This is a genomic window from Pseudoduganella sp. S-14, from assembly GCF_049913285.1.
In the GTDB taxonomy this organism is placed as follows: Bacteria; Pseudomonadota; Gammaproteobacteria; order Burkholderiales; family Burkholderiaceae_D; genus Rugamonas.
Window position 1 is genome coordinate 4,793,020 of sequence record NZ_CP183991.1, and the last position, 21,597, is coordinate 4,814,616.

General features: G+C 59.0%; 17 protein-coding genes and 1 tRNA gene. 9 read left to right on the forward strand and 9 right to left on the reverse strand.

All coding sequences use genetic code 11. The annotated features are described in order from the left end of the window. Positions 1-165: 165 nt before the first annotated feature. A tRNA-Pro gene (locus ACN9MZ_RS22035) sits at positions 166-242 on the reverse strand. Positions 243-306: 64 nt separating this feature from the next. Between ACN9MZ_RS22035 and ACN9MZ_RS22040 the strand changes: the two genes are divergently transcribed. Next, positions 307-1,143, forward strand: a complete 837-nt coding sequence (locus tag ACN9MZ_RS22040; protein WP_426339031.1) for an SIR2 family NAD-dependent protein deacylase — start codon at positions 307-309, stop codon at positions 1,141-1,143. Between the two features lie 49 nt (positions 1,144-1,192). Here the strand turns inward: ACN9MZ_RS22040 and ACN9MZ_RS22045 are convergent, their stop codons facing one another. Both ACN9MZ_RS22045 and ACN9MZ_RS22050 read right to left on the reverse strand, forming a co-directional pair. Beyond that, a complete protein-coding gene (locus tag ACN9MZ_RS22045) occupies positions 1,193-1,900 on the reverse strand; it encodes a fumarylacetoacetate hydrolase family protein (protein ID WP_426339032.1) in 708 nt (235 codons plus the stop codon). Positions 1,901-1,911: 11 nt separating this feature from the next. Then, positions 1,912-2,517, reverse strand: coding sequence for a TetR/AcrR family transcriptional regulator (locus tag ACN9MZ_RS22050; protein WP_426339033.1), 606 nt, complete (start codon positions 2,515-2,517; stop codon positions 1,912-1,914). A 93-nt stretch (positions 2,518-2,610) separates the two neighbouring features. On the opposite strand from ACN9MZ_RS22050, the gene ACN9MZ_RS22055 reads away from it, so the two are divergent. Then, positions 2,611-3,108: a GNAT family N-acetyltransferase gene (locus ACN9MZ_RS22055; protein ID WP_426163260.1), complete on the forward strand. Its 498-nt coding sequence runs from the start codon at positions 2,611-2,613 to the stop codon at positions 3,106-3,108. 7 nt (positions 3,109-3,115) lie between these two features. On the opposite strand, the gene ACN9MZ_RS22060 is transcribed toward ACN9MZ_RS22055, so the two are convergent. The 3 genes from ACN9MZ_RS22060 to ACN9MZ_RS22070 are packed head-to-tail and all read right to left on the reverse strand — an operon-like array spanning position 3,116 to position 8,853. Then, positions 3,116-4,501 carry an efflux transporter outer membrane subunit gene (locus ACN9MZ_RS22060; protein WP_426339034.1) on the reverse strand — a complete coding sequence of 462 codons (1,386 nt, stop codon included), beginning with the start codon at positions 4,499-4,501 and terminating at the stop codon, positions 3,116-3,118. Between the two features lies 1 nt (position 4,502). Then, positions 4,503-7,634, reverse strand: coding sequence for an efflux RND transporter permease subunit (locus tag ACN9MZ_RS22065; protein WP_426339035.1), 3,132 nt, complete (start codon positions 7,632-7,634; stop codon positions 4,503-4,505). Positions 7,635-7,650: 16 nt separating this feature from the next. Further along, positions 7,651-8,853: an efflux RND transporter periplasmic adaptor subunit gene (locus ACN9MZ_RS22070; protein ID WP_426342943.1), complete on the reverse strand. Its 1,203-nt coding sequence runs from the start codon at positions 8,851-8,853 to the stop codon at positions 7,651-7,653. Positions 8,854-9,021: 168 nt separating this feature from the next. Here ACN9MZ_RS22070 and ACN9MZ_RS22075 point away from each other — a divergent pair, with 168 nt between their 5' ends. From ACN9MZ_RS22075 to ACN9MZ_RS22105, 7 genes are all read left to right on the forward strand, one after another. Beyond that, the gene (locus ACN9MZ_RS22075; protein ID WP_426339036.1) at positions 9,022-11,754 is read left to right on the forward strand and encodes a type VI secretion system Vgr family protein; all 2,733 of its coding nucleotides are present in this window, start codon (positions 9,022-9,024) and stop codon (positions 11,752-11,754) included. Between the two features lie 7 nt (positions 11,755-11,761). Continuing rightward, positions 11,762-13,441, forward strand: a complete 1,680-nt coding sequence (locus ACN9MZ_RS22080) for a hypothetical protein (protein ID WP_426339037.1) — start codon at positions 11,762-11,764, stop codon at positions 13,439-13,441. Next, positions 13,431-14,531: a T6SS immunity protein Tli4 family protein gene (locus tag ACN9MZ_RS22085; protein ID WP_426339038.1), complete on the forward strand. Its 1,101-nt coding sequence runs from the start codon at positions 13,431-13,433 to the stop codon at positions 14,529-14,531. The genes ACN9MZ_RS22080 and ACN9MZ_RS22085 overlap by 11 nt, the downstream gene beginning before the upstream one ends. Then, the gene (locus ACN9MZ_RS22090; protein ID WP_426339039.1) at positions 14,528-14,794 is read left to right on the forward strand and encodes a PAAR domain-containing protein; all 267 of its coding nucleotides are present in this window, start codon (positions 14,528-14,530) and stop codon (positions 14,792-14,794) included. Before ACN9MZ_RS22085 ends, ACN9MZ_RS22090 begins: the two co-directional genes overlap by 4 nt. 278 nt (positions 14,795-15,072) lie before the next feature. Continuing rightward, complete coding sequence (locus tag ACN9MZ_RS22095) at positions 15,073-16,998, forward strand: SPFH domain-containing protein (protein WP_426339040.1); 1,926 nt, start codon at positions 15,073-15,075, stop codon at positions 16,996-16,998. A 139-nt stretch (positions 16,999-17,137) separates the two neighbouring features. Further along, on the forward strand, positions 17,138-18,322 hold the full coding sequence (locus ACN9MZ_RS22100; RefSeq protein ID WP_426339041.1) for an ATP-binding protein: 1,185 nt from the start codon (positions 17,138-17,140) through the stop codon (positions 18,320-18,322). A 127-nt stretch (positions 18,323-18,449) separates the two neighbouring features. Further along, the gene (locus ACN9MZ_RS22105) at positions 18,450-18,719 is read left to right on the forward strand and encodes a hypothetical protein (RefSeq protein WP_426339042.1); all 270 of its coding nucleotides are present in this window, start codon (positions 18,450-18,452) and stop codon (positions 18,717-18,719) included. 29 nt (positions 18,720-18,748) lie between these two features. Here the strand turns inward: ACN9MZ_RS22105 and ACN9MZ_RS22110 are convergent, their stop codons facing one another. From ACN9MZ_RS22110 to ACN9MZ_RS22120, 3 genes are all read right to left on the reverse strand, one after another. Further along, the gene (locus ACN9MZ_RS22110; protein ID WP_426339043.1) at positions 18,749-19,213 is read right to left on the reverse strand and encodes a YaiI/YqxD family protein; all 465 of its coding nucleotides are present in this window, start codon (positions 19,211-19,213) and stop codon (positions 18,749-18,751) included. Positions 19,214-19,252: 39 nt separating this feature from the next. Next, positions 19,253-20,704, reverse strand: coding sequence for a reverse transcriptase family protein (locus ACN9MZ_RS22115; protein WP_426339044.1), 1,452 nt, complete (start codon positions 20,702-20,704; stop codon positions 19,253-19,255). Positions 20,705-20,841: 137 nt separating this feature from the next. Further along, positions 20,842-21,561 (reverse strand): hypothetical protein, encoded by a 720-nt coding sequence (locus ACN9MZ_RS22120; protein ID WP_426339045.1) that lies wholly within the window; start codon positions 21,559-21,561, stop codon positions 20,842-20,844. Positions 21,562-21,597: the final 36 nt, after the last annotated feature.

Here is a 21,597-nt window from a genome sequence, read left to right on the forward strand (position 1 = left end):
GGGCGCAGTCCGAGTCGTTGAAGACCAGCTCAAGCAGCCTGGCCAATTGCTCCCTTCCCTCTTGGCATAATCATTTGGCTGCCGAATGTCCAACGCGACGTGGTCTTGCTTGAGCGAAAAACAAAAAAGGGCTACAGTCCAAAAACTGTAACCCTTTGATTTGTATGGTCGGGGCGAGAAGATTCGAACTTCCGACCCCCTGCACCCCATGCAGGTACGCTACCAGGCTGCGCTACGCCCCGACTCGAGCCACGGATTATATCAGAGCAATTTGTGGTTTTGTCAAAGTTACCTCAAACTATACGAATGACGATCAAACCACAGCTGGTTGCGCGTGCGGCCGAACTCATTGCGCAAGCCGATGGACTGGTGATTGCTGCCGGCGCCGGCATGGGCGTGGACTCGGGTTTGCCGGATTTTCGTGGCAATGAGGGATTCTGGAAGGCTTATCCTGCCCTGGGACGGACGCGGATGGAATTCACCAGCGTGGCGTCGCCGCGCACTTTTCATGACGACCCGGCCTTGGCCTGGGGCTTTTACGGGCACCGGCTGAAGCTTTATCGCGAGACGGTGCCGCATGAAGGGTTCGCGCTGCTGAAGGCTTGGGGTGAGGCGATGGAGCATGGCAGCTTTGTCTTCACCAGCAATGTGGATGGCCAGTTCCAGAAGGCGGGCTTCGATCCCCGCACCATTTATGAATGCCATGGTTCGATCCACCACTTGCAGTGCCTGGAGCCTTGCTGCGGGAAGATCTGGCCGGCGGTCGATTTCGTGCCGGATGTAGATGCTGGTGCTTGCCGCTTGCGCAATGAGGTACCTCGCTGCCCTGATTGCGGCGGGTTTGCGCGGCCGAATATCCTGATGTTTGGAGATTGGGGCTGGGTCGAGCGCCGTAGCGGGATGCAGGCGGCGCGGCTGGAGGTGTGGCTGGATAAAGTGCGGCGGCCGCTGGTGATTGAGTTGGGTGCTGGGACTGCGATTCCTTCGGTGCGGCACTTTGGCCATGGCGTGGTGCAGCGTGGCGGGCGTTTGGTGCGTATTAATCCGCGCGAAATTGCGGTGGGTGGCGCGGCGGACGTGGGGATCGCGGCGGGGGCGTTGGAGGGATTGCGGGCGATTGCCAGCGAAATTCAAAACCGGTAAACCGGGGTCAGACCCGAGGGTCTGACCCCGTCAATTCCGAATTCTCGGCTTAGAGGAACTTTACTGACAGGCTGGAGAGGCCTTCGATGCTGCCGGTCAGAGACTGGCCGCGCGTGACGGCGCCGACGCCTTCCGGGGTACCGGTGAAAATCAGGTCGCCTGGTTCGAGGCGGAATAGCGTGGAGAGGTTGGCGATGGTTTCGGCAACCGACCAGATCATGTGGTCGGTGCTGCTGGACTGCTTGACCGTGCCGTCCAGCGCCAGCGCGATGGCGGCGCTTTCAACGCCCGCTACTTCGGCTGCGCGGCGCAGTTCGCCCACTGGTGCGGAATAGTCGAAGGCTTTGCCTATCTCCCACGGGCGGCCGGCATCCTTCATTTTTCCCTGCAGGTCGCGGCGTGTCATGTCCAGGCCGACCGCGTAGCCGAAAATGTGCTTTGGCGCGTCGGCCACGGGGATATCGCTGCCGCCGGTACCAATTGCCACCACCAGTTCGCACTCGTAGTGGTAATTGCTGGTCTGCGGAGGGTATGGCAGCTCGGCCACGGTGCCCGACGCCACTGCGACGACGGCCGCTGCGTCACCGGGTTTGCAGAAGAAGAATGGCGGTTCGCGGTCCGGGTCGGAGCCCATTTCGCGCGCGTGACCTGCGTAATTGCGGCCCACGCAGTAGACGCGGCGCACCGGGAAGCGCTCGTCGCAACCGGCGATATGAAGCGCCGCAACCTGGTGCGGCGGGAATACGTAATTGGCCATTGCTTGAATCCTCAGGTGAAAAGGAGCGCGCGCAAGGCGACGCGGAACGATGCTACCAGCTCGGGGACCGGCAATTCGGGATAATTCAACACGCGTAACTGCAAGCCTTGGTACAGGCAGATCACGGCCTGCATGCGGCCTTCGACGGTGGCGTCATCGGCAGCCAGGCCATGCTTCGCGCGCCCGGCTTTGAGCATGGCGAGGAAGCGTTCGCACATGCGGCGGTCGGCGCCTTGGCTCAAGGCGGCGATGGCAGGGTTGCGCGCACTTTCGGCGGCGATTTCCAGCGGCAGCGCCCAGTAGTCGGGGTCGAGGTTGTCGCGAATGCTCTGATCGACGTCGTCGATGATCGCTTGCAGTGGGTCGGGCTGGCTGCCGATGTCGCTGATGATGCCCATCACCCGCGTTTCGTTTTCTTCAACGAAGGCAGCAATGATGGCGTCTTTGCTGGCGAAATAGTTATAGATATGGCCGGCGCTCATGCCGGCCGCTTTGGAAATCTCGGACATGCTGGCGCCGTGGAATCCGCTGCGGCGGAAACAGGTGGCGGCGGCGTCCAGTACCTGGCGGCGGCGGTTGGCGGCGCGCTCTGGGTCAATGTGGCGTTTTTCAGTCATAAGGCGTAACAATGGCCAAGGGAATGAACTTTGTCAAATTACAACGTGCTATGATGGGAAAGCAGTTACTTCATTCTTAAAGGAAAGAGTGATATGCCTTCCCGTACCTCTCGCTCGATTGAGATGCGGCCCGCCGAAGCGGGCGACCTGGCGTTCATGCAGCAGCTTTATTCCAGCACGCGTAGCGCCGAAGTTCGGATGGGGGCCTGCGACCTTGCCACCGAAACCCTGCTGCAAGGCTTGCAGTTCAAGGCGCAGCAAACCTGGTACGAAACCCAATATCCCAATGCCGACCTGGCCTTGATCATGGATCGCGAACGCCCGATCGGGCGCCTGTACGTCGATTACGGCCCGGACGAATTGCGCATCCTCGATATTTGCCTGCTGCCCGAATACCGCAACCGCGGCATCGGGCTTGGCTTGCTGCGCAGCCTGCAGGCCCAAGGCGAGCGCCTGCGCCTGCCGGTGCGGCTCAACCTGGTGCTTGGCAGTCCGGCACAGCGCCTGCTGCTGCGCTGCGGTTTCGACATACTGGCGGCGGACGGCAACTACAACATCATGGAGTGGATGCCGCCAGCCGGTATCGACTAGGCCATGATCAAGCCCAGCCTCCAAGCACCTTGTACAGGGTGACCTGGTTGGTCGCCTTGGCCAGGCGCACGCTGATCAGGCTTTGTTGCGCGGCGTACAAGGCACGCTGCGACACCAGGGCATTCAGGTAAGACTCCGCCCCTTTCTGATAACGCGCTTCGTGGATGCGGTAGCTGCGGCTTGCCGCTTCAGCCAGCGCTGCCTGGGACTCCACCCGCTCGTCCAGCGTGCCGCGCTGCGCCAGCGCATCGGCTACTTCGCGGAAGGCCGACTGGATCGCCTTTTCGTAGCGGGCCACAGCGATGCCGTTGTCCGCCTTGGCGATATCGAGCCTTGCCTTGTTGGCGCCGCTGTCGAACAGTGGCAGCGTCAGTTGCGGCAGGAAGGTCCAGGCGCCGGTGCCCGCCTTGAACAAGTTACCCAGGCTGGTGCTTGCGCTGCCTGCCGTCCCGGTCAGCGTAATGCTCGGGAAGAAGGCTGCACGGGCCACGCCGATATTGGCGTTGGCGGCCTTCAGCGAGGCTTCCGCTTCCAGCACGTCCGGGCGTTGCAGCAGCACGGAGGACGGCACGCCTTCCGGCAGTTCGGCAAGCGTGGTCACCGCGGTCGGCAAGGCTTGCGGCAGCAGGCTTGCCGGCACTTGGGTACCGACCAGCAGGGCCAGCGCGTTCTCGCCGGCCGCTACCTGGGCGGTGTACAGGGCCATGTCGTTGCGCGCTGCTTCGACACTGGTTTGTGCTTCGTACATGTCGAGACCCGAGGTGGCGCCGGACTCGAAGCGGCGCTTGCTCAGCTCATATGTGATCTGCTGGCTTTTCAGCGTGTCCTGCGCCAGCAGCAAGCGCTCCTTGTCGGCAGCCAGGCCAAGCCAGGTGGTGGCCACTTCGGCCACCAGGCTAAGGCGCTGGGCGCGCTGTGCTTCCTGCGTTCCGAGGTAGGCTTGCAGGCCTGCTTCCGACGTGTTGCGCAGCTTGCCGAACAGGTCCAGCTCATAGGCTGGAATTGCCAGGCCGCCGGTGTACTGGCGGCTGATGTCGCCGCCCGGTGCACGGGAAGCGCTCTGGCCTAACTGCGCATTCACCTTGGGCAGTTGGGCGGAACGGTCGATGCCGTACTGCGCCCTCGCCTTTTCAATGTTCAGCGCCGACACACGCAGGTCGCGATTGTTCTTCAGCGCCAGTTCCACGACTTCGCGCAGTTGCTGGTCGCCGATGAAGTCCTGCCAGGCGACTTCGCTGGCTGGCTTGGCATCGGCAGCGGTCTCGGCGGGCTTGTAGGCCTCGCCGTGCGGCCAGGCAGCAGCCACGGGCGAATCCGGGCGCTGGTATGTCGGCGCCAGGCTGCAACCGGCCAGCAGGGCCGCCGCCGCAACGGTAAGAATGGTCTTGTTCATATCAATGCGCCTCCGAAGCGAGGGTGGCCGGTGCTGCGGAAGCCTTGCGGCTTACCCATGCGCGCACCACCACGAAGAACACCGGCACGAAGAAGATGCCGAGGAAAGTAGCCGTCAGCATGCCGCCAAGCACGCCCACGCCGATCGCGTTCTGGCTGCCGGAACCGGCGCCGCTCGAGATGGCCAGCGGCAGCACGCCAAGGCCGAAGGCGATGGACGTCATCAGGATCGGACGCAGGCGCAGCTTGACTGCCTGCAGCGTGGCTTCACGCAGTTCGATGCCTTTTTCCTGCAGTTCCTTGGCAAATTCCACGATCAGGATCGCGTTCTTTGCCGACAGGCCGACCACGGTCAGCAAGCCGACCTGGAAATACACGTCGTTCGACAGGTGGAAGCCCCAGGTCGCCAGTACGGTACCGATCACGCCCAGCGGCACCACCAACAGCACCGAGAACGGCACCGACCAGCTTTCATACAGCGCGGCCAGGCACAGGAACACTATCAGCACGGAGATGGTGTACAGGACCGTGGTCTGCGAGCCGGAATCGCGTTCCTCGACCGACAGGCCGGTCCACTCGAAGCCGATACCGGCCGGCAGCTGCGCCACCAGCTTTTCCATTTCAGCCATCGCCACGCCGGAGCTGACGCCTGGCGCCGGCATGCCCTGCACGTTCATCGACGAGACGCCGTTATAACGTTCCAGTCGCGGCGAAGCGTAAATCCAGCGACCGGTGGCGAAGGCGGAGAACGGTACCATCTCGCCTCGCGCATTGCGCACAAACCATTTGTTCAGATCTTCCGGCGACATGCGCGATTCCGGCGAGCCTTGCAGGTAGACGCGCTTGACGCGGCCACGGTCGACGAAATCGTTCACATACGACGAACCCCAGCCTACGCTCAGCACCTTGTTCACGTCGGCCACGGTCAGGCCCAGCGCGGTAGCTTTCTGCTGGTCGATATCGAGCTTGAATTGCGGCGTATCTTCCTGGCCGTTCGGACGCACCGCCATCAGCAGCGGGTTCTTGGCCGCCATGCCGAGCAGCTGGTTACGCGCAGCCATCAATGCTTCGTGTCCAAGGCCCCCTTGGTCCTGCAATTGCAGGTCGAAGCCGCTGGCATTACCCAGTTCCATCACGGCTGGCGGAGCAAAGGCAAATACCATGGCTTCGCGGATTTGCGAGAAGGCGCCCATGGCACGGCCAGCCACAGCTTTCACGCTCAGGTCCGGGCTCTTGCGTTCGGACCAGTCTTTCAGTCGCACGAAGGCCAGGCCGGCGTTCTGGCCGTTACCGGCAAACGAGAAACCCGCCACGGTAAACACGGATGCCACGGAAGCCTTTTCGTCTTCCATGAAATGGTGTTCCAGCTTTTCCAGCACTTTCAGGGTGCGTTGCTGGGTGGCGCCGGTGGGCAGCTGCACCATCGAAAACAGGATGCCCTGGTCTTCTTCCGGCAGGAAGGAAGTCGGCAAGCGCATGAAGGATACCGCCAGCACGGCCAGCAACGCACCGTACACCACCAGCGAACGACCGCTGCGGTTGATCATCTTGCCGACCCAGCCCTGGTACTTGGTGCTGCTGCGGTCGAAACTGCGGTTGAACCAGCTGAAGAAGCCCTTTTCCGACACGTGTGCGCCAGGTTTCAGGAAGGTCGCGCACAGCGCAGGCGTGAACACCATGGCCACCAGCACCGACAGCACCATGGCGGAAACGATGGTCACCGAGAACTGGCGGTAGATCACGCCGGTCGAGCCACCGAAGAAAGCCATCGGCACGAACACCGCGGACAGCACCATGGCGATACCAACCAGCGCGCCGGAGATCTGGCCCATCGATTTCCTGGTCGCCTCTTTAGGCGACAGGCCCTCCTCCGTCATCACGCGCTCGACGTTCTCCACCACCACGATCGCGTCGTCCACCAGCAGGCCGATGGCCAGCACCATGGCAAACATGGTCAGCGTGTTGATCGAATAGCCCAGCGAGAACAGCACGGCGAAGGTACCCAGCAGCACGACCGGAACGGCGAGGGTCGGAATCAGCGTAGCGCGGAAATTCTGCAGGAACAGGTACATCACGATGAACACCAGGATCACCGCTTCCACCAGGGTCTTGACCACTTCTTCGATGGACAGCTTGACGAAAGGCGTGGTGTCGAATGCCACCACGGCCTTCATCCCTTGCGGGAACTGCTTGCCCATCACTTCGATTTTCTTCTTCACCAGGTCGGCGGTATCCAGCGCGTTGGCGCCGGTGGCCAGCTTGATCGCCACGCCCACCGCCGGAGCGCCGTTGTAGCGCGCCACGGTGTTGTAGTTTTCATTGCCCAGCTCAATGCGGGCCACGTCGCGCAAATGCACGGTGGCGCCGCTGGCAGTGGTCTTCAACAGGATGGCGCCGAACTGCTCCGGCGTTTGCAGGCGGCTCTGGGCCGTCACCGTGGCGTTCAACTGCTGGTCCGCCACGGCTGGCGCGCCGCCCAATTCACCGGCGGACACTTCGGCGTTCTGCGCCTGGATGGCCGCCGTCACATCGGCCGGGGTGAGCTGGAAGCCCTGCAGCTTTTGCGGGTCCAGCCAGATGCGCATAGCGTACTGGGAGCCGAACAGCGTCACATCGCCCACGCCCTGTACGCGGCTGAGGGGATCGATCACGTTGGCGGCCACATAGTCGCCCAGGTCGGAATTCTTCATTTTGCCGTCTTCGGAAATGAAGCCGAGCACCATCATGAAGTTGCGGGTTGCTTTCGACACCACCAGGCCTTGCTGGGTAACAGCGCTAGGCAGCAGCGGCGTAGCCAGCTGCAGCTTGTTCTGTACCTGCACCTGGGCGATGTCCGGGTTCGTGCCGCTGTTGAAGGTCAGAGTGATATTGATGCCGCCGGTCGAATCGCTGTTCGACGACATGTAGCGCAAGCCGTCGATACCCTTCATCTTCTGTTCGATGACCTGGGTCACGGCGTCTTCCACCGTCTTGGCCGATGCGCCCGGATAGGAGCCGGTGATCGAGATCGATGGCGGCGCAATGCTTGGATACTGCGCGATTGGCAGGCCCTTGATCGCCATCACACCCGCCAGCATCACGATGATGGCGAGTACCCAGGCGAAAATGGGGCGGTCGATAAAGAAACGAGACATGATGAAAACCTCCGCTTTAGCGAGCCGCGACGGCTGGCTTGCCGGCAGCCGCAGTCGTGGCGGTGCCGGGGGTGTTATTTGCCACCACGGCGCTCGTGGCATGCGCCTCGCCACCAGGCTTCACTTTCTGCAGGCCTTCAACGATGACGCGGTCGCCGGCAACCAGGCCGGACTTCACCAGCCATTTGTCGCCGATGGTGCCGCCGGTTTGCAGCACGCGCTGTTCAACCTTGCCTTCCTTGTTCAGCACCAAGGCCGTCGCTTCGCCTTTCGGGTTGCGGGTCACGCCCATTTGCGGCACGGCGATGGCTTGCTCGCTGACGCCCGTTTCCAGCACCGCGCGCACGAACATGCCCGGCAGCAGGTCATGCTTCGGGTTCGGGAACAGCGCGCGCAGGGTCACGTTGCCGGTGCCCGGGTCAACGCTCACATCGGAGAACTGCAGCCTGCCGGGCAAGGCGTACTTGCTGCCATCGGCCAGCAGCAGCGTCACTGCCGCCTGGCCATTGGCCTTCTTGAGCGAGCCGCTATCCATTTCGCGCTTCAGGCGCAGTAGTTCTTCGCTGGACTGGGTCACGTCAACATAGATCGGGTCCAGTTGCTGCACGGTAGTCAGCGCAGTGGCCTGGCCAGCAGTTACCAACGCGCCCGGGGTCACGTTGGAGCGGCTGATGCGGCCGGAGATCGGCGATGCCACCTTGGTGTATTCCACGTTGATGCGCGCCGAATCGACTGCGGCTTGTGCCGCTTCCACTTCGGCCCTGGCTTGCTCGTGGGCGGCGACGGCATCGTCATAGTCCTGGCGGCTCACGCCTTCGATTGCCACCAGCTCTTTATAGCGGGCGACTTTCGGCGTGGCGGCAGCCAGGTTGGCCTTGGCCTTGGCCAGGTTGGCCTTGGCGGAATTGAACGCGGCCTCATAGGTCGCCGCATCGATCTGGTAAAGCTGAACGCCGGCCTTCACGTCCGCCCCCTCAGTGAACAGGCGCTTCTGGATCAGGCCACCCACCTGTGGCCGCACCTCAGCGACTTGGTAGGCAGCGGTGCGGCCCGGCAGTTCGGTGCTCATGGCCAGCGCTTGCGGAGCCACGGTGAAGACCGCTACTTCCGGCGCCTGCTGGGCGCTCCCCTGGGCTGGGCCAGCCTGTTTGCCGCCGCATCCAGCGACCATTGCGGCTGCCACGGCAGCCGCACCCAGCAGCATGAAATTCTTTTGCATGTTTTTCATCTTTTTTTCCCGGAAGACTTAGAATGAACGATCATTCTAACATGATTCAAAAATATGACCAGCGAGTCAGTAATTAGGACTTTGCCGAAGATCAATGTCGACATTCTTTACGTGTGCAAACATGAGCTGCAGCGTTAACCAGGCGATGGGAGCGAAAAAGTGGACAATGCCCTGCTCAGCTTCTTCCAGCAAGACAAGGACCTGCTAACGGACAATCGTCCCCTTCGCCTGCGTTTGGCCCATCACACGCAGATGCTGGAGGATGTGCTGCTGCCCCAGTGCATTAACGGCAGCGAATCAATTTGCGGGGTCGTGGAATACCGCATTTTTTGCGTTTCCCTCGATGCCTATATTCCGTTGAAGGAGCTGATCGCACTGCCGGTGGCGGTAGACCTCGTCACCGATCGTGGAAATTTGCGCAGCGTATGCGGCATCGTCACGGAGGTCCGAGCCGGCGACAGCGACGGCGGACTAGCCAGCTATCAACTTGTGCTGCGCGATGCCTTATCCATTATGGAAAAACGCACAAACACCCGCGTATTTCGCAACAAGAACGAGCTGGAGATCGTGCAGCTCATTCTCGACGAATGGATCCAGACCAATCCCATCATAGGCACCTGTTTCAGGTATGAGCTGGACGCAGTTCTTGCGAATGCCAATTTTTCACAACGCGAATTCACCATGCAGTACAACGAATCGGATGCCGCATTTATACGCCGCATGCTCAAGCGGCGCGGCGTTGCCTGGTTCTTTCGACCGGACCAGGAACAGCACCCGTCGCATACGATGGTGCTGTTTAACGATCCTGGCGGATTAAGGCCGAGTACTGCCGGCACCATTCGCTACCACCGCGACGCAGCCACCGAGGATCGCGACACAATCACCTCCTGGTGCGCGAGCCGCACGCTACAACCATCCAAAGTGACGCGCTTCAGTTGGGACTTTAAGCAACCCGATAATGCGGACTTCTTGACTTCCACGGCAAACAGCAACATCAGGCAAGGCAAAACAGCCGATGAGCTGTCCGCTACGCTCGACGACTATCAGGTGCTGCCTCCGCACGCTTGTAACGACCACGAAGACCTCTGTCAACTAGGCCAGCTAGCCATCAACCATCATGATTTGGAATCCAAGTGTTTTCACGGCGCGGGCAGCGTTCGCGACCTTTGCGTGGGCGAGTACTTTACGCTGGAAGGGCATCCGGAGATCGATGGGCACTCCGGACGCGATTGCGATTTTGTGGTGACATCCTTGCAGCTTGCAGTCTCAAACAACCTGCCGCAAGAATTGACCGAGCGGATGCGGCGACTGCTTTCTCGCAACCGTTGGATGCAAACCGCAGATCTGCCTGGGCTTGACCACGCACAGTACGGTACTCGCGTCGCGGTCAGTTTCGACGCCATTCGGCGCGACATCCCGATAGTTCCTTTGTACGATGCGCGTACCGACCTCCCCAACATACCAATCCAAAGCGCAGTTGTCGTTGGACCACCCGGCGAGGAAGTGCACTGCGACAAACTGGGCCGCGTAAAAATTCGGTTTCGCATGGCCAGAAGTGCCGATCATCGACACGCACAGGGCGCGGGAGCATCTGAAAGCGACGTGGATTCCGCATGGGTTCGCGTCGCCAGCAATTGGGCAGGCAACGGCCCCGGGCCTCAGCTCCAATGCGGATACCTCGGGCTTCCCCGGATTGGGAGCGAAGTTCTGGTCGCATTCCTGGGCGCCGACCCGGATAAGCCAGTCATAGTTGGGCAACTGTTCAATCAAAGGGGACAGCCTCCTGCCATGAGCCGCGACGGTAGCCTGCCGATAAATCGCTACCTGTCCGGCATCCGAAGCCGCGAGATTTTTGGCATCAGAGGAAACCAGCTTCGTTTCGACGACACCTCAAATGAAATCAGCGCACAGTTGGCGAGCGAACACGGTGGCAGCCAATTGAACCTTGGCTTTCTGACTTCCGATCGGGCTAACGGGTCCGCCTATCCCCGTGGCGAAGGCACCGAACTAAGGAGTGAACTGGCGGTCTCCATCCGCGGAGAAGCAGGAATCTTGATCGCAGCTAATCGTTTCAACGATCCGAAAAGGGAAATCCTGGACCGAGACCAGCTTCAGGCAGTTGCGACTCTTGCCAAGAACGTCTCTTCGCATCTTTCATCAATTGCCGACACGCATTCAGACGACCACAACGATAATGCTTCACTTAATTCCTTGACCGATAAGTTGGAGAGTTGGGATCGGAAAGGTGGCGAGCCGATCGTGGCGATTTCGGCCGCTGCAGGAATTATTGCAGGGAGCTCGGACGCGATAGCGCTTGCTGCACAGACCGACCTGTTTGCCAACAGCGTAGGCAATACCAGCATTGGTGCCGGAGGAGGCCTCTTCGCAAGAGCGGCTAAGGGCATCAGCATGTTGGCAAGCAAAATCGGAATGAAGCTGATCGCAGCAAGTGGCGACGTGAAAATAGAATCGCACGACGGAAGCATTGTGATCGCATCTTCCAAGGCTATCAAGCTAATCGCAAACGATGGCATTGAACTGCATTCTCCAAAGATCAAGATGGTCTCACAGGGAACACAAATCGATTGCGGTGGCGGGAAGATCATCCAGCAAAGCAATGGTCCACATACGATCAAGTCCTCGAAATTCGAGCACCTCAATGGTGGCGATGGAAACCCCGAAAAAATGCAAGTCCCATCTACCGAGGCCGAGCATGACCAGCAAGTCGTGGTTACCGACCTTCGCTCCGATACGCCGATTGCCGGGCGAAGGTACCGAATCGAACTCGAAGCCGGCAAGATCATCGAAGGAATAACGGACGCAAACGGTTTAACGGAACGCTTCTCAACGAAGACTGCATTCGAAAAATATTCGATCGAACTTCTCGACTAGGTGACGCATGTCAATCCAACTGCCCATTCGCCCCGAAACCGGCGGCTCCAAGTCAGAAGGCTTTTGCACGCCCAAAGAGGACAAACGCCCCCAGCGTTTCGTCGTTCCACCCAAGAAGGTGATACCCATCGTTTTCTTACCGGGCATCATGGGATCAAACCTTCGCATGTCACAGCCAAGGCAGTGGACTCTCAAGAAAGAGAACAACATTGCATGGCGGCCAGACAGGAAAGGTGAGGCGCTAGACTATATGTGGGTGACGCCAGCGTATCGTCAGCTAGCGCTGGACCCAGACGCGACTGAGGTTGATACATATGACAACGGCAGAAGCCCAACGGGCACGCGAAAGGAATCGTCCGATGACAGACATAGGATTGGGAGACTGGACGTCGACCTTCCGTTTACTCCCAACTCCCCGCTCCTCACTGATGATCCAGCTACAGTCATACCAAACCTATCAAAAAAGGAAAAAGCAAAGCGTCGCGGATGGCAGGAAATTCTATATTCAAGCTATCGCATTCTTCTTGAACAGTGTGAATCGAAATTAAACGCTCCAGACATCGACGAAGTCTGGAAAGACATCGCTACTCATTCTCCACGGAGTTGGCAAGCCGCCGATACACCTGTTCTTCCTCCACTAAGCATGAACGATATCAAAGACGCCCTTTCGTCGGCTTGGTTCCCTGTCCATGCAATGGGGTACAACTGGCTTGAATCTAACGCGATCTCGGCCACGAAGATCGCTGTACGCATCAATGCATTGATCGCCGAATATTCCTCCAATGGCTTCCACTGCGAGAAAGTCATTGTCGTCACACACTCCATGGGAGGGCTGGTCGCCCGAGCTTTAGCGCATCCCGAGATTGGAGGGGTCATGGAAAAAATCCAAGGCATCGTGCATGGAGTGATGCCTTCCCGTGGCGCACCCGCCGCGTACCGGCGAATGCGTTGTGGCTTTGAAGAGGGCCTGATCGGATGGGCCCCTGCCCCAAAAGTACTTGGTAACTTTGGACCAGAGGTCACTGCAGTCCTTGGCAATTCACAAGGAGGATTGCAGCTCTTGCCGAGTGCAGCTTATGGAAACAGCTGGTTAGAAATACGTCAGGGGAATAACTTGATAAGGCGCCTCCCTGCTTATGGAAACCCTTACGACGAAATATATAAGCTGCGCGCCGAGTGGTACCGTCTCATTCGGGAGGAATGGCTCAATCCAGCAAAAATACAAGGTGTCAATATAAGCAGGACATTTCGGTATCTAGGGGTTGCACAAAAATTCCACGAAATGATCGCGGACTTCTTCCACCCCAATACCTACGCACACTATGGTTCTAGCATTGACCGCAACTCCTGGGAAACCATCGAATGGAATGTTGGGGAGGGCCAGCTTTATCTTGGCTGGGAAAATCTCGCCATTACCGAAGACAATCAGCAAGGCAGATTCAAGGTCCAAACCGCGCAAGAAAAACGTTCGATAAAAATCTCTCTCGGCCCATCCGTAGGAGCCGGTGATCAAACAGTACCACTGCGATCTTCAGATCATCAACGCCAGAGCGGCAAAGTGAAAGGGATATTTCGACAATCAGGGTATGAACATCAAGATAGCTATAAGGATGAAGCTGCGCTTCGATCTACTTTGTACTCGCTTGTGAAGATCATTCAAACGATGAGGTGGAACGATGTCTCATAAATTTTCTGACGTGATTCTGAGCGCACTGATTGGGATGCTGGCCGCAGCCCCTATTCAGGCAACGGGTGCCGACAAAACTTCCGGAGCTAAGATGAAAACCAAGCATGATCAAATTTCGAGATGGTTCGAAAAGACAAAGACCTATTGCCTCGGGCGCTTTCTCATTGATGTCCCAGCCCAAGCGGACGTGGTGTATGGCCCTGCCTACCTCGGCGCCGACATCGCCGTTATTCCCTCGGGGGTTGCAAAGCTCGACGCAATTTTGAAAGCAGATCAAGCAGAGACTTCCGAGAAAAAGAAGCTCATGAGCACTGGGTTGAGTGATGTTGGCTCAATGCTCGGCAACATCATCGATGGGGCAGTTCCAGGCCAAAAGATTGTCTTCGCAATGAGAGGGTCAAATGACGATGAATACGAACTTCGTTCCTACACTCCAATCGGTGAGGACTTGTTCCTTGCGTGGAGTTTCGCTTATAAAAAGCTTGATGAATACCAAGAACTGTTGGCACATTTAAATGCAATAAGCAAGAGAGTCCACCACCGAGCTAACGACGAAATCCCAACGTCACCAGGTATGTGCATCGACGGTGCCTTCATCGCTCCTCTCGATGAATTTAATACTGAGCGCGTAACGCTTGGCGTCAGGCTGAACGACGTCCATTTTTCAATCGACATGACCGCTAAACCCGTTCTTGTCGAGTCTGATGGATTGGAGTGGCGCGTTGTCGGTGCCGAGCAAGAGGCGAGGAAGCGCGGGGGCGCAGATTGGTACTCGAGGATCAAGGTCTTCAGGCGCGGAACTCGAACTATCGGAGGCTGGAAAGGATTTGAGATCGCGGCGTGGAAACCCGCCCAGAAAGACGAGTACCAGTCACACGAATTTGCATTCGTCAGCCACGGCGAGCCGATGAACCCCATGCTGCCTGTGCTGGACCTGGCGCTCCATTCGGGCGTTGACGAAAACACTCAAGGAGCCAAAACGCCAAGCATCAGCGATGAGGAAGCAATTGCGCTGTGGGACAGGCTAATCGGATCAATTCGCGAGCGGCCCACGGTGCCTGCCACTAAAAACACTGGCGACGCGAAATGAAAAACGTCATCCGCGTTGGTGACCCGACCTCACATGGTGGCAAGGTAGTGGCCACGACTGCCCCGCACTTTCGTATCAGCGGAAAGCCAGTCGCCTTGGTAGGCGATCGCTGTACCTGTCCGATCGCTGGCCACCAGAACTGTGTCATCGCCAGCGGCAACAGCAACCATCTTGTTAACGGCAAAGCGGTCGCCTACGAAGGCGACAAGACGAGCTGTGGCGCGACGCTGCTTTCCTCGGTTGCGACCTTCGCCTCGATCTGATTAGAAAAATGACTCTAATCGCAGTGCAGCATCTTTAATTTTTATCAAGGTGTGCCAGAATGATTTCACGCACTCATTGAAGAGCAATAAAAAAAATCGTGTTCGACCTCGTGTCACCAGCGCTCAACGCGCAACCGCAGTTCCTCCCGCTGGCTTATGCCAACCACCCTGCCTCTTTGTCCATCACGGCTCCGCCGCGACGCTGACTTTTCGCGCGCCTACATGCGTCGCCGTGACGCATTCGTATTCCCTGCTTTATCCACAACCGAAAGGTATGTATGTCAAGCCAGCTGTTTGGCCTCATCGTTGTAACAGCGATTCTGTTTGCTGCATTGCTGCTGTTGTTGATTTCCGGCGTCATCAAGTACATCCCGAACGACCGTATCGGAGTCGTCGAAAAACTCTGGAGCCCGTCCGGCTCCGTGCAAAGCGGGCTGCTCGCTCTGCATGGCGAAGCAGGCCTGCAGCCAGAACTCCGCCGCGGCGGTTTCCACTTCTTCGCGCCGTTCCAGTACCGCGTCCACATTCACCCAATGGTGTCCGTCACCCAAGGCACCATCGGCTACGTCTTCGCACGTGACGGTATCGACCTGCCCGCGGGCCAGACCCTGGCCGACAACTCCGACATCGACGACTTCCGCGACGTGCGCGCTTTCCTCAATAACGGCGGCCAGAAAGGGCCGCAGCGCAAGATCCTGCGCGAAGGTACGCACATCATCAATCCAGCCCTGTTTGTAGTGATGACCGGTGAAGCAACGTATTCGATGTCGCTCGACGCCAGGGAAAAAATCTACTACGAACAAATGCGCGGCCTGCTCGACGACCGCAACGGGTTTACGCCTGTCGTCATCAAGGAAACCACCGGCTCGCACGATTCCGACCAACTGGCCGTGGTGACCGTGCAGGATGGTCCTGGCCTGCTCAAGGACGAACTGCTGGCGCCGGACGTGGGCGATACCCACAACTCCTACCAGGAACCTGAGAAGTTCATTGCCGCCGGTGGCCGTCGTGGCCGCCAGGAACGCGTGCTGGTGGAAGGCACCTACTTCATCAACCGCCTGTTCGCGACGGTGGAGTTCATCAAGAAGACCGTGATTCCGGTCGGCTTCGTCGGCGTGGTAGTGTCTTACACCGGCCGTAAGGGTGCTGATTTGTCCGGCACCGAGTACTCGCACGGCGAGCTGGTGGAAAGCGGCTGCCGTGGCGTGTGGCGCGACCCGCTCATGCCGGGCAAGTACGCCTTCAATACCTATGCCGGTAAGATCGAATTGGTGCCGACCACGAACTTCGTACTGATGTGGAAATCGGGCGAAAGCGGTTCCAACTTCGACAAGAACCTGCGCGAGATCACGCTGATTACCAAGGACGCCTTCGAACCGCAGCTTCCGCTGTCGGTGGTGGTGCATATCGACTACCGCAAGGCCCCGATGGTGGTGCAGCGCTTCGGCAATGTAGCGCAACTTGTGGAACAGACGCTAGACCCAATGGTGTCCTCGTATTTCAAGAACGTCTCGCAGACCAAGACCTTCATTGAACTGATCCAGTCGCGCAGCGAATTGCAGCACAATGCCTCGGAAGACATGAAGCAGCGCTTCCAGGCCTACTCGCTGGAGTTCCAGGAGGTCTTGATCGGCACGCCGAAGCCGCAGCAAGGCGACAACAAGATCGAGAACATCATGGCCCAGCTTCGCGACCGCCAGATTGCCCGCGAACAGGTAGAAACCTTCGCGCAGAAGCAGATCGCCGCCGACAAGGAGCGCGAACTGAACGAAGCCGAACAGCGCGCCGCCAAGCAAAAGGAACTGACCGGATCGCTGGTGGACATCTCGATCAAGGAGAACCAGGGCGCAGCAAACGTCAAAGCCGCCGAGAAGCGCCGCCAGGAAATCGAGGCGCTGGCGCAGGCCGAACGCTTCAAGCAGGAAATGGAGGGTTCTGGCCGCGCGTCTGCAATCCGCTCCGTGGGTGAGGCGGAAGCTGCGGCGATCCAGGCCAAGTCCGAAGCGATGCAAGGCGAAGGCGCCGACAAGCAGCTGATGCAGACGGTAATGCTGCGACTGGCTGAAGCGTTCGAGTCATCGAAGGTTCCGCTGGTGCCGCAAATCCAGATGGGTGGTGGGGAAAACAACGCTTTCAGCACCTTGCTCGGCCTGATGAGCGCCATCAAGGCAGGTGAACTGGCAGCAACTGCAGAAAAGGAATAACTTTTCGTCGCGGGCTGGCGCGAAAGTGCCGGCCCGCATTTGCATAGGCCCTGAACAACGCATGGCGACGTAGCATGCGAGCCATGTCACGGCAAAGTGGTTAAATTGGAGGCACGTTGCGCTTTTATCGGAGTCTGCCATGCGCCTGTCGGATTTCATCACCGAAAACCTTGACCGCATTCTACGGGAGTGGGAAGACCATGCCCGTCAAATTCCGATTGCCCGCGATATGGACCAAAGGGAACTGGTCGATCATGCGCGCCAAATACTCATCACCATCGCCGAAGACTTGAGAAGGCCCCAGAGCGCCGAAGAACAATTTGAAAAGTCGAGGGGGCGCGGCCCGACAGGTGACCTGCACGAACCTAGTGGGGCGGTGCAACATGCGTCAGCGAGACTCCGTGCGGGATTCACGATCGAAGACTTGATTTCCGAATTTCGTGCTCTTCGGGCCAGCGTATTGCGGCTATGGAGCAAGTGTGCCGACACAGGTGAGCAATCGGAGCTCGATGATATGACCCGCTTCAACGAGGCCATCGACCAGGCGGTCGCGGAGTCCGTGGCACGTTATTCGTCCATGGTCCGGCAGGCACAAGACGTGTTTCTCGGTACCTTGGGCCACGATCTGCGCAACCCTTTGGGCGCGATCACCATGTCGGCCCAGTTTCTGATGCTGGGAACCTCTTTAGAAAGCAGATATATCAAAGCCGCGGCGATGATCTACAGCAGCAGCAAGCAAATGAGCCAATTGATTCACGACTTATTGGACTTTACCCGTACGCGCCTGGGGCGAGGCATGTCGGTCCAGTGTGAACAGTCCAATCTTGAGCAAATCGGCCGGCAAGCAGTCGCCCAGGCAAATGCATTTCACCCAGACCAAGTCATCTCATTCGATGCGACGGGCGACTCGGGTGGCGAATGGGATAGCGCCCGTATCGGACAAGTGTTCTCCAACCTTATCGGCAATGCAATCAAGCATGGAAACGCGCGCATGCCCATCCATATCGCGCTATCCGGCGAGGCCGATCACGTCATCGTGACCGTGCACAATAGCGGTGACCCGATTCCTGAGGATGACATCCCACACATTTTTGATCCGCTGCGCCGAGGCGATGCCCGTTCAGACTCCGACGTTCAAGGCAGCGGCATGGGGCTCGGGCTGTATATTACCCAGGAAATTGTCCTCGCCCACGGGGGGACCGTCGCAGTGACGTCCAGTCTGGAAGAAGGCACGACTTTTACCGTCAAGTTGCCGCGCGGCTGTCCCCACTCAAAAATAGCTTCATCGCGGAAAAACAGCGAAGAAAGGCGAGCGTCAGGTTGACACGATCGCTCGCCATATCGTGTTCTCCGCGTATGAGGTCTATGCGCGCAAATCGTAGTCATCGCAGCAAACCTGACGCCGATGTTTCCTGAGCGCGTAGAATGACGTCTTTGAAATGGAGAGCGATGTGAAGAAAACAGACTTGGCAAAGAACGATGCGAAAAAACTGATGGGCAAAATGGTGGCGTCGGGCGCCCCTTCGTTTGGCACCTCCGGCAGCGCTGTAGTCGACAAACGTGAACAGCGCAAGCGCGATCAGGCACTTGGACTGGTACCGTTCGCGGTCAAACTCAATAGCGACCTGGTGAAGCACCTGCATGCTATGGCTAGCGAACGTGGTCTCGATTTGAACGCTGTCGTTGCCGACCTACTGGCTAAAGGCCTCGAAGCAAAGTGAGCCTTCGCTCGGAGCCGCCCCCACCCGGGCTACCTGATTGGCCCGGACACCTTTCTACGTGCCAGCTCGCGATCGAGGGCATTGGCAAAATTCTGGCGGTCGCCGTGATTGAATGCGGCAGGGCCGCCCGTATCAACCCCGGCGCCGCGCAATTCCTCCATGAAGGTTCGCATCGTCAACTGCTGCGCGATGGTGTCCTTGGTGTACCACTCGCCGCGTGGGTTCAGTGGCAGTCCCCCTCTCTCCAACACCAGGGCGGCGAGAGGGATATCCGCAGTAACGACGATGTCGCCGGCGCTTACGCGCTCAACGATTTCCGCATCGGCCGCGTCGGCGCCCGCCGGAACCTGCAGGGCGCGAATGAAGCGCGAGCCGGGCACCCGGATCAACTGGTTAGCCACCAGCGTGAGGTTGATTTGCGTGCGGTCCGCGACGCGGAACAGGATTTCCTTGATCACGGAAGGACATGCATCCGCATCTACCCAGATGTGCATAAGTTGCATCGATCCCTTTAAAAGAATGAATCATTGTAATCAAGTTGGCCAGACTATGTGTTCCAAAAGCCGCTGCAGCTTGGTCCCGCGGGCCGAATTTAGCATCGCCACGTAAGAAATCCTGCCGGCCAGGTAGGCCTGGAAGTTGGGATGATTCTCGCGGTTCTGGGTCTCCGGGCCGTGACGCACGCAATTGGTCAGCGTCGCTTTGAGCTTGTCGTACTCGCTGCGCGCAATATTCGGATGCGCATTGACGACGATGCCCGTTACCTGCTGGCGCGTCCCTTCGCGCATCAGGCGGGTTTTGCGGGCGTTCACCCGAAACCCTTCTTCCAGTGCGATCGCCGCGGCCTGGATATGGAAGCGCTCCGCTGCCCGCGCAAACTCCTCGCCGCCCGAGAAGGCCAGGTCGTCAGCGTAGCGACTATATGATGCGCCCAGCGATCGCGCCAATGATTCGAGCCGCATATCGAGCCGGTAGGCGCAAAGATTGGCAAGCGCAGGCGAGCACGGAGATCCCTGCGGCAAGTGCGGCGATTTCAGAGCCTGACGTTCAGACCAGGCCAGCGAACCGCCGGCCTGCTTGTCGCGGAACAGCCCATGAGGTGCCCGATTGACGCAAACGCGGGCAAGCATCCCTGCAACGCTTTCCGGATAGCCGAGCTTTTGGAACAAGGCCTGGATGCGCGAGTACTGGATGTTTGGGAAGAAATCCTTCAGGTCCATGCGGACAACGGCGCGCTGGCCAGCGTGCCGCGCAGCGTGCGTGACGCAGGAGTGTCCGCGCCGGAAGCCATGCGCAGACGGGTGCGGTGGAACCTGGTCAAGGATGTGGCGCAGGACCTTTTGCTGGATGCGGCGCAGGCGCTCTTTGGGGATTTCTATCAGTCGCAGGCCGCCACTGCGCTTTGGCACCCAGCGATAGTGGTAATGCTGAAGGCGAGACTCCTCGTCGCGCGCGATACGCCACTGGTTTGCAAACCAGCCCAGCGCACCGACAGGCTCGTTGAGCCAGGCTGCCAGGGCGCCAACCGTCGGCAGCGCAGGCAGTGCAAGAGCGTCCAGCCACGCCGGCTTTGGTGGGCGGAGCGGCGGGGCAACGCAATAGCGCCGTACCTCGGGCAATTCGATGAAGGGCTGCACGTGGTCTTCATCGCCATCGCCCTGTTCATCTTCGTCGATGCCGGCATATCCGCGTCCAAGAAGTTCGAGAAGGATGTCCGCCAGCTCGTGCCGGCTGAAGGAATGGAAGTCCTCGCCAGTCCGCAAGACAAGCGCCATGCATACTTGGGGCGCCCAAGGCTGCGTTGCGTCGAAAACGCGGTGGCACGCGGCGATCAGGTTTTCCGGGCTGCCATCCGTGGCCAGCATCGTGTCGGCAAGGGCCAGCGCGGCAAGTTTTTCGATATCCATGAATTGAAAGGAGCGGAGAGCCGTCAACGAGTCTCGTGATGCGTGAGCGGACTTGCTTGGGAATGCAATGCGGCTCATGCGGCGAAATGCAGAACATCAAACATCCCGCGGGGTAACCCCGCAGAGGCTGTCCCTGCACCAGGCAAAGACAGGCCGGCTTGGCGGTTCCGCTCCGCCGACACAGTAGGTCAATTTTGCATGAAGGTCAACAGTGATTACAGCGTCGCCGGAATCGCATCGAGCTGGATGCTCTGCAGGAAGACTTGCGAATAGGCCTCGAAGCCCGAATCGATGCCGAGGATGATCCACACCGCGCCATTCGCGTCGGTCGTCACCTTCTGCGCCTTATCGTTCTTCAACGTCTTGCTGGCATAGGAGACGGCAGTGCCGCAAGCCTGGCCGTTCGCGATATTGCCGATCACTTGCGCCTCCTTGCCGCCTTCGGCCTGGTTGCCGCGATCGATATTCATGCGGATCGCGTTGTTGACCGTGACCGCCTTTGGCTCGGTGGCCGTGGCGCCCGCAAAGACCCACACCGCTTCGCCCTGCGCGCCGCCCACACCCATGCATCCCGTTTGCGCATTGCTGGCAAACTTGAGCGTGAAGTTAATGTTGTAGGTGGTGTTCTTGGCCAGGCCCGAGAACTGCTTCTTCACAAACAGGAACAGGTCGTCGCTGCGATTGGTGCCGCCAACCAGGTAACCCTTGCCCGTCAGCGGAGCCGGCAGCGTGCGCTGCTCGAAGACGACATTGGTCGGCGCAGTCTCCGGCGTATAGTCGGAGGAACTCCCGGTCCAGCCAGTAACGCCATCCTTGTCGAAGTCCACCGATGCCGAGACCTGTTTAGGACGATTTTCAGTCTCGTTGCCGCCACCGCAAGCCGCCAGCAGGGACAGCATGGCGACGGAGATGCCGGTTCTCAGGATTGTTTTCATTGACTGCCTTCTCACAAAAGTTTTGGAAAACCAATT

What these genes read in the sequence shown, in the direction of transcription:
- ACN9MZ_RS22040 (WP_426339031.1), top strand. Translation starts at nt 307, where the DNA reads ATGACGATCAAACCACAGCTGGTTGCGCGTGCGGCCGAACTCATTGCG.
- ACN9MZ_RS22045 (WP_426339032.1), bottom strand. Translation starts at nt 1,900, where the DNA reads ATGGCCAATTACGTATTCCCGCCGCACCAGGTTGCGGCGCTTCATATC.
- ACN9MZ_RS22050 (WP_426339033.1), bottom strand. Translation starts at nt 2,517, where the DNA reads ATGACTGAAAAACGCCACATTGACCCAGAGCGCGCCGCCAACCGCCGC.
- ACN9MZ_RS22055 (WP_426163260.1), top strand. Translation starts at nt 2,611, where the DNA reads ATGCCTTCCCGTACCTCTCGCTCGATTGAGATGCGGCCCGCCGAAGCG.
- ACN9MZ_RS22060 (WP_426339034.1), bottom strand. Translation starts at nt 4,501, where the DNA reads ATGAACAAGACCATTCTTACCGTTGCGGCGGCGGCCCTGCTGGCCGGT.
- ACN9MZ_RS22065 (WP_426339035.1), bottom strand. Translation starts at nt 7,634, where the DNA reads ATGTCTCGTTTCTTTATCGACCGCCCCATTTTCGCCTGGGTACTCGCC.
- ACN9MZ_RS22070 (WP_426342943.1), bottom strand. Translation starts at nt 8,853, where the DNA reads ATGCAAAAGAATTTCATGCTGCTGGGTGCGGCTGCCGTGGCAGCCGCA.
- ACN9MZ_RS22080 (WP_426339037.1), top strand. Translation starts at nt 11,762, where the DNA reads ATGTCAATCCAACTGCCCATTCGCCCCGAAACCGGCGGCTCCAAGTCA.
- ACN9MZ_RS22085 (WP_426339038.1), top strand. Translation starts at nt 13,431, where the DNA reads ATGTCTCATAAATTTTCTGACGTGATTCTGAGCGCACTGATTGGGATG.
- ACN9MZ_RS22090 (WP_426339039.1), top strand. Translation starts at nt 14,528, where the DNA reads ATGAAAAACGTCATCCGCGTTGGTGACCCGACCTCACATGGTGGCAAG.
- ACN9MZ_RS22095 (WP_426339040.1), top strand. Translation starts at nt 15,073, where the DNA reads ATGTCAAGCCAGCTGTTTGGCCTCATCGTTGTAACAGCGATTCTGTTT.
- ACN9MZ_RS22100 (WP_426339041.1), top strand. Translation starts at nt 17,138, where the DNA reads ATGCGCCTGTCGGATTTCATCACCGAAAACCTTGACCGCATTCTACGG.
- ACN9MZ_RS22110 (WP_426339043.1), bottom strand. Translation starts at nt 19,213, where the DNA reads ATGCACATCTGGGTAGATGCGGATGCATGTCCTTCCGTGATCAAGGAA.
- ACN9MZ_RS22115 (WP_426339044.1), bottom strand. Translation starts at nt 20,704, where the DNA reads ATGAGCCGCATTGCATTCCCAAGCAAGTCCGCTCACGCATCACGAGAC.
- ACN9MZ_RS22120 (WP_426339045.1), bottom strand. Translation starts at nt 21,561, where the DNA reads ATGAAAACAATCCTGAGAACCGGCATCTCCGTCGCCATGCTGTCCCTG.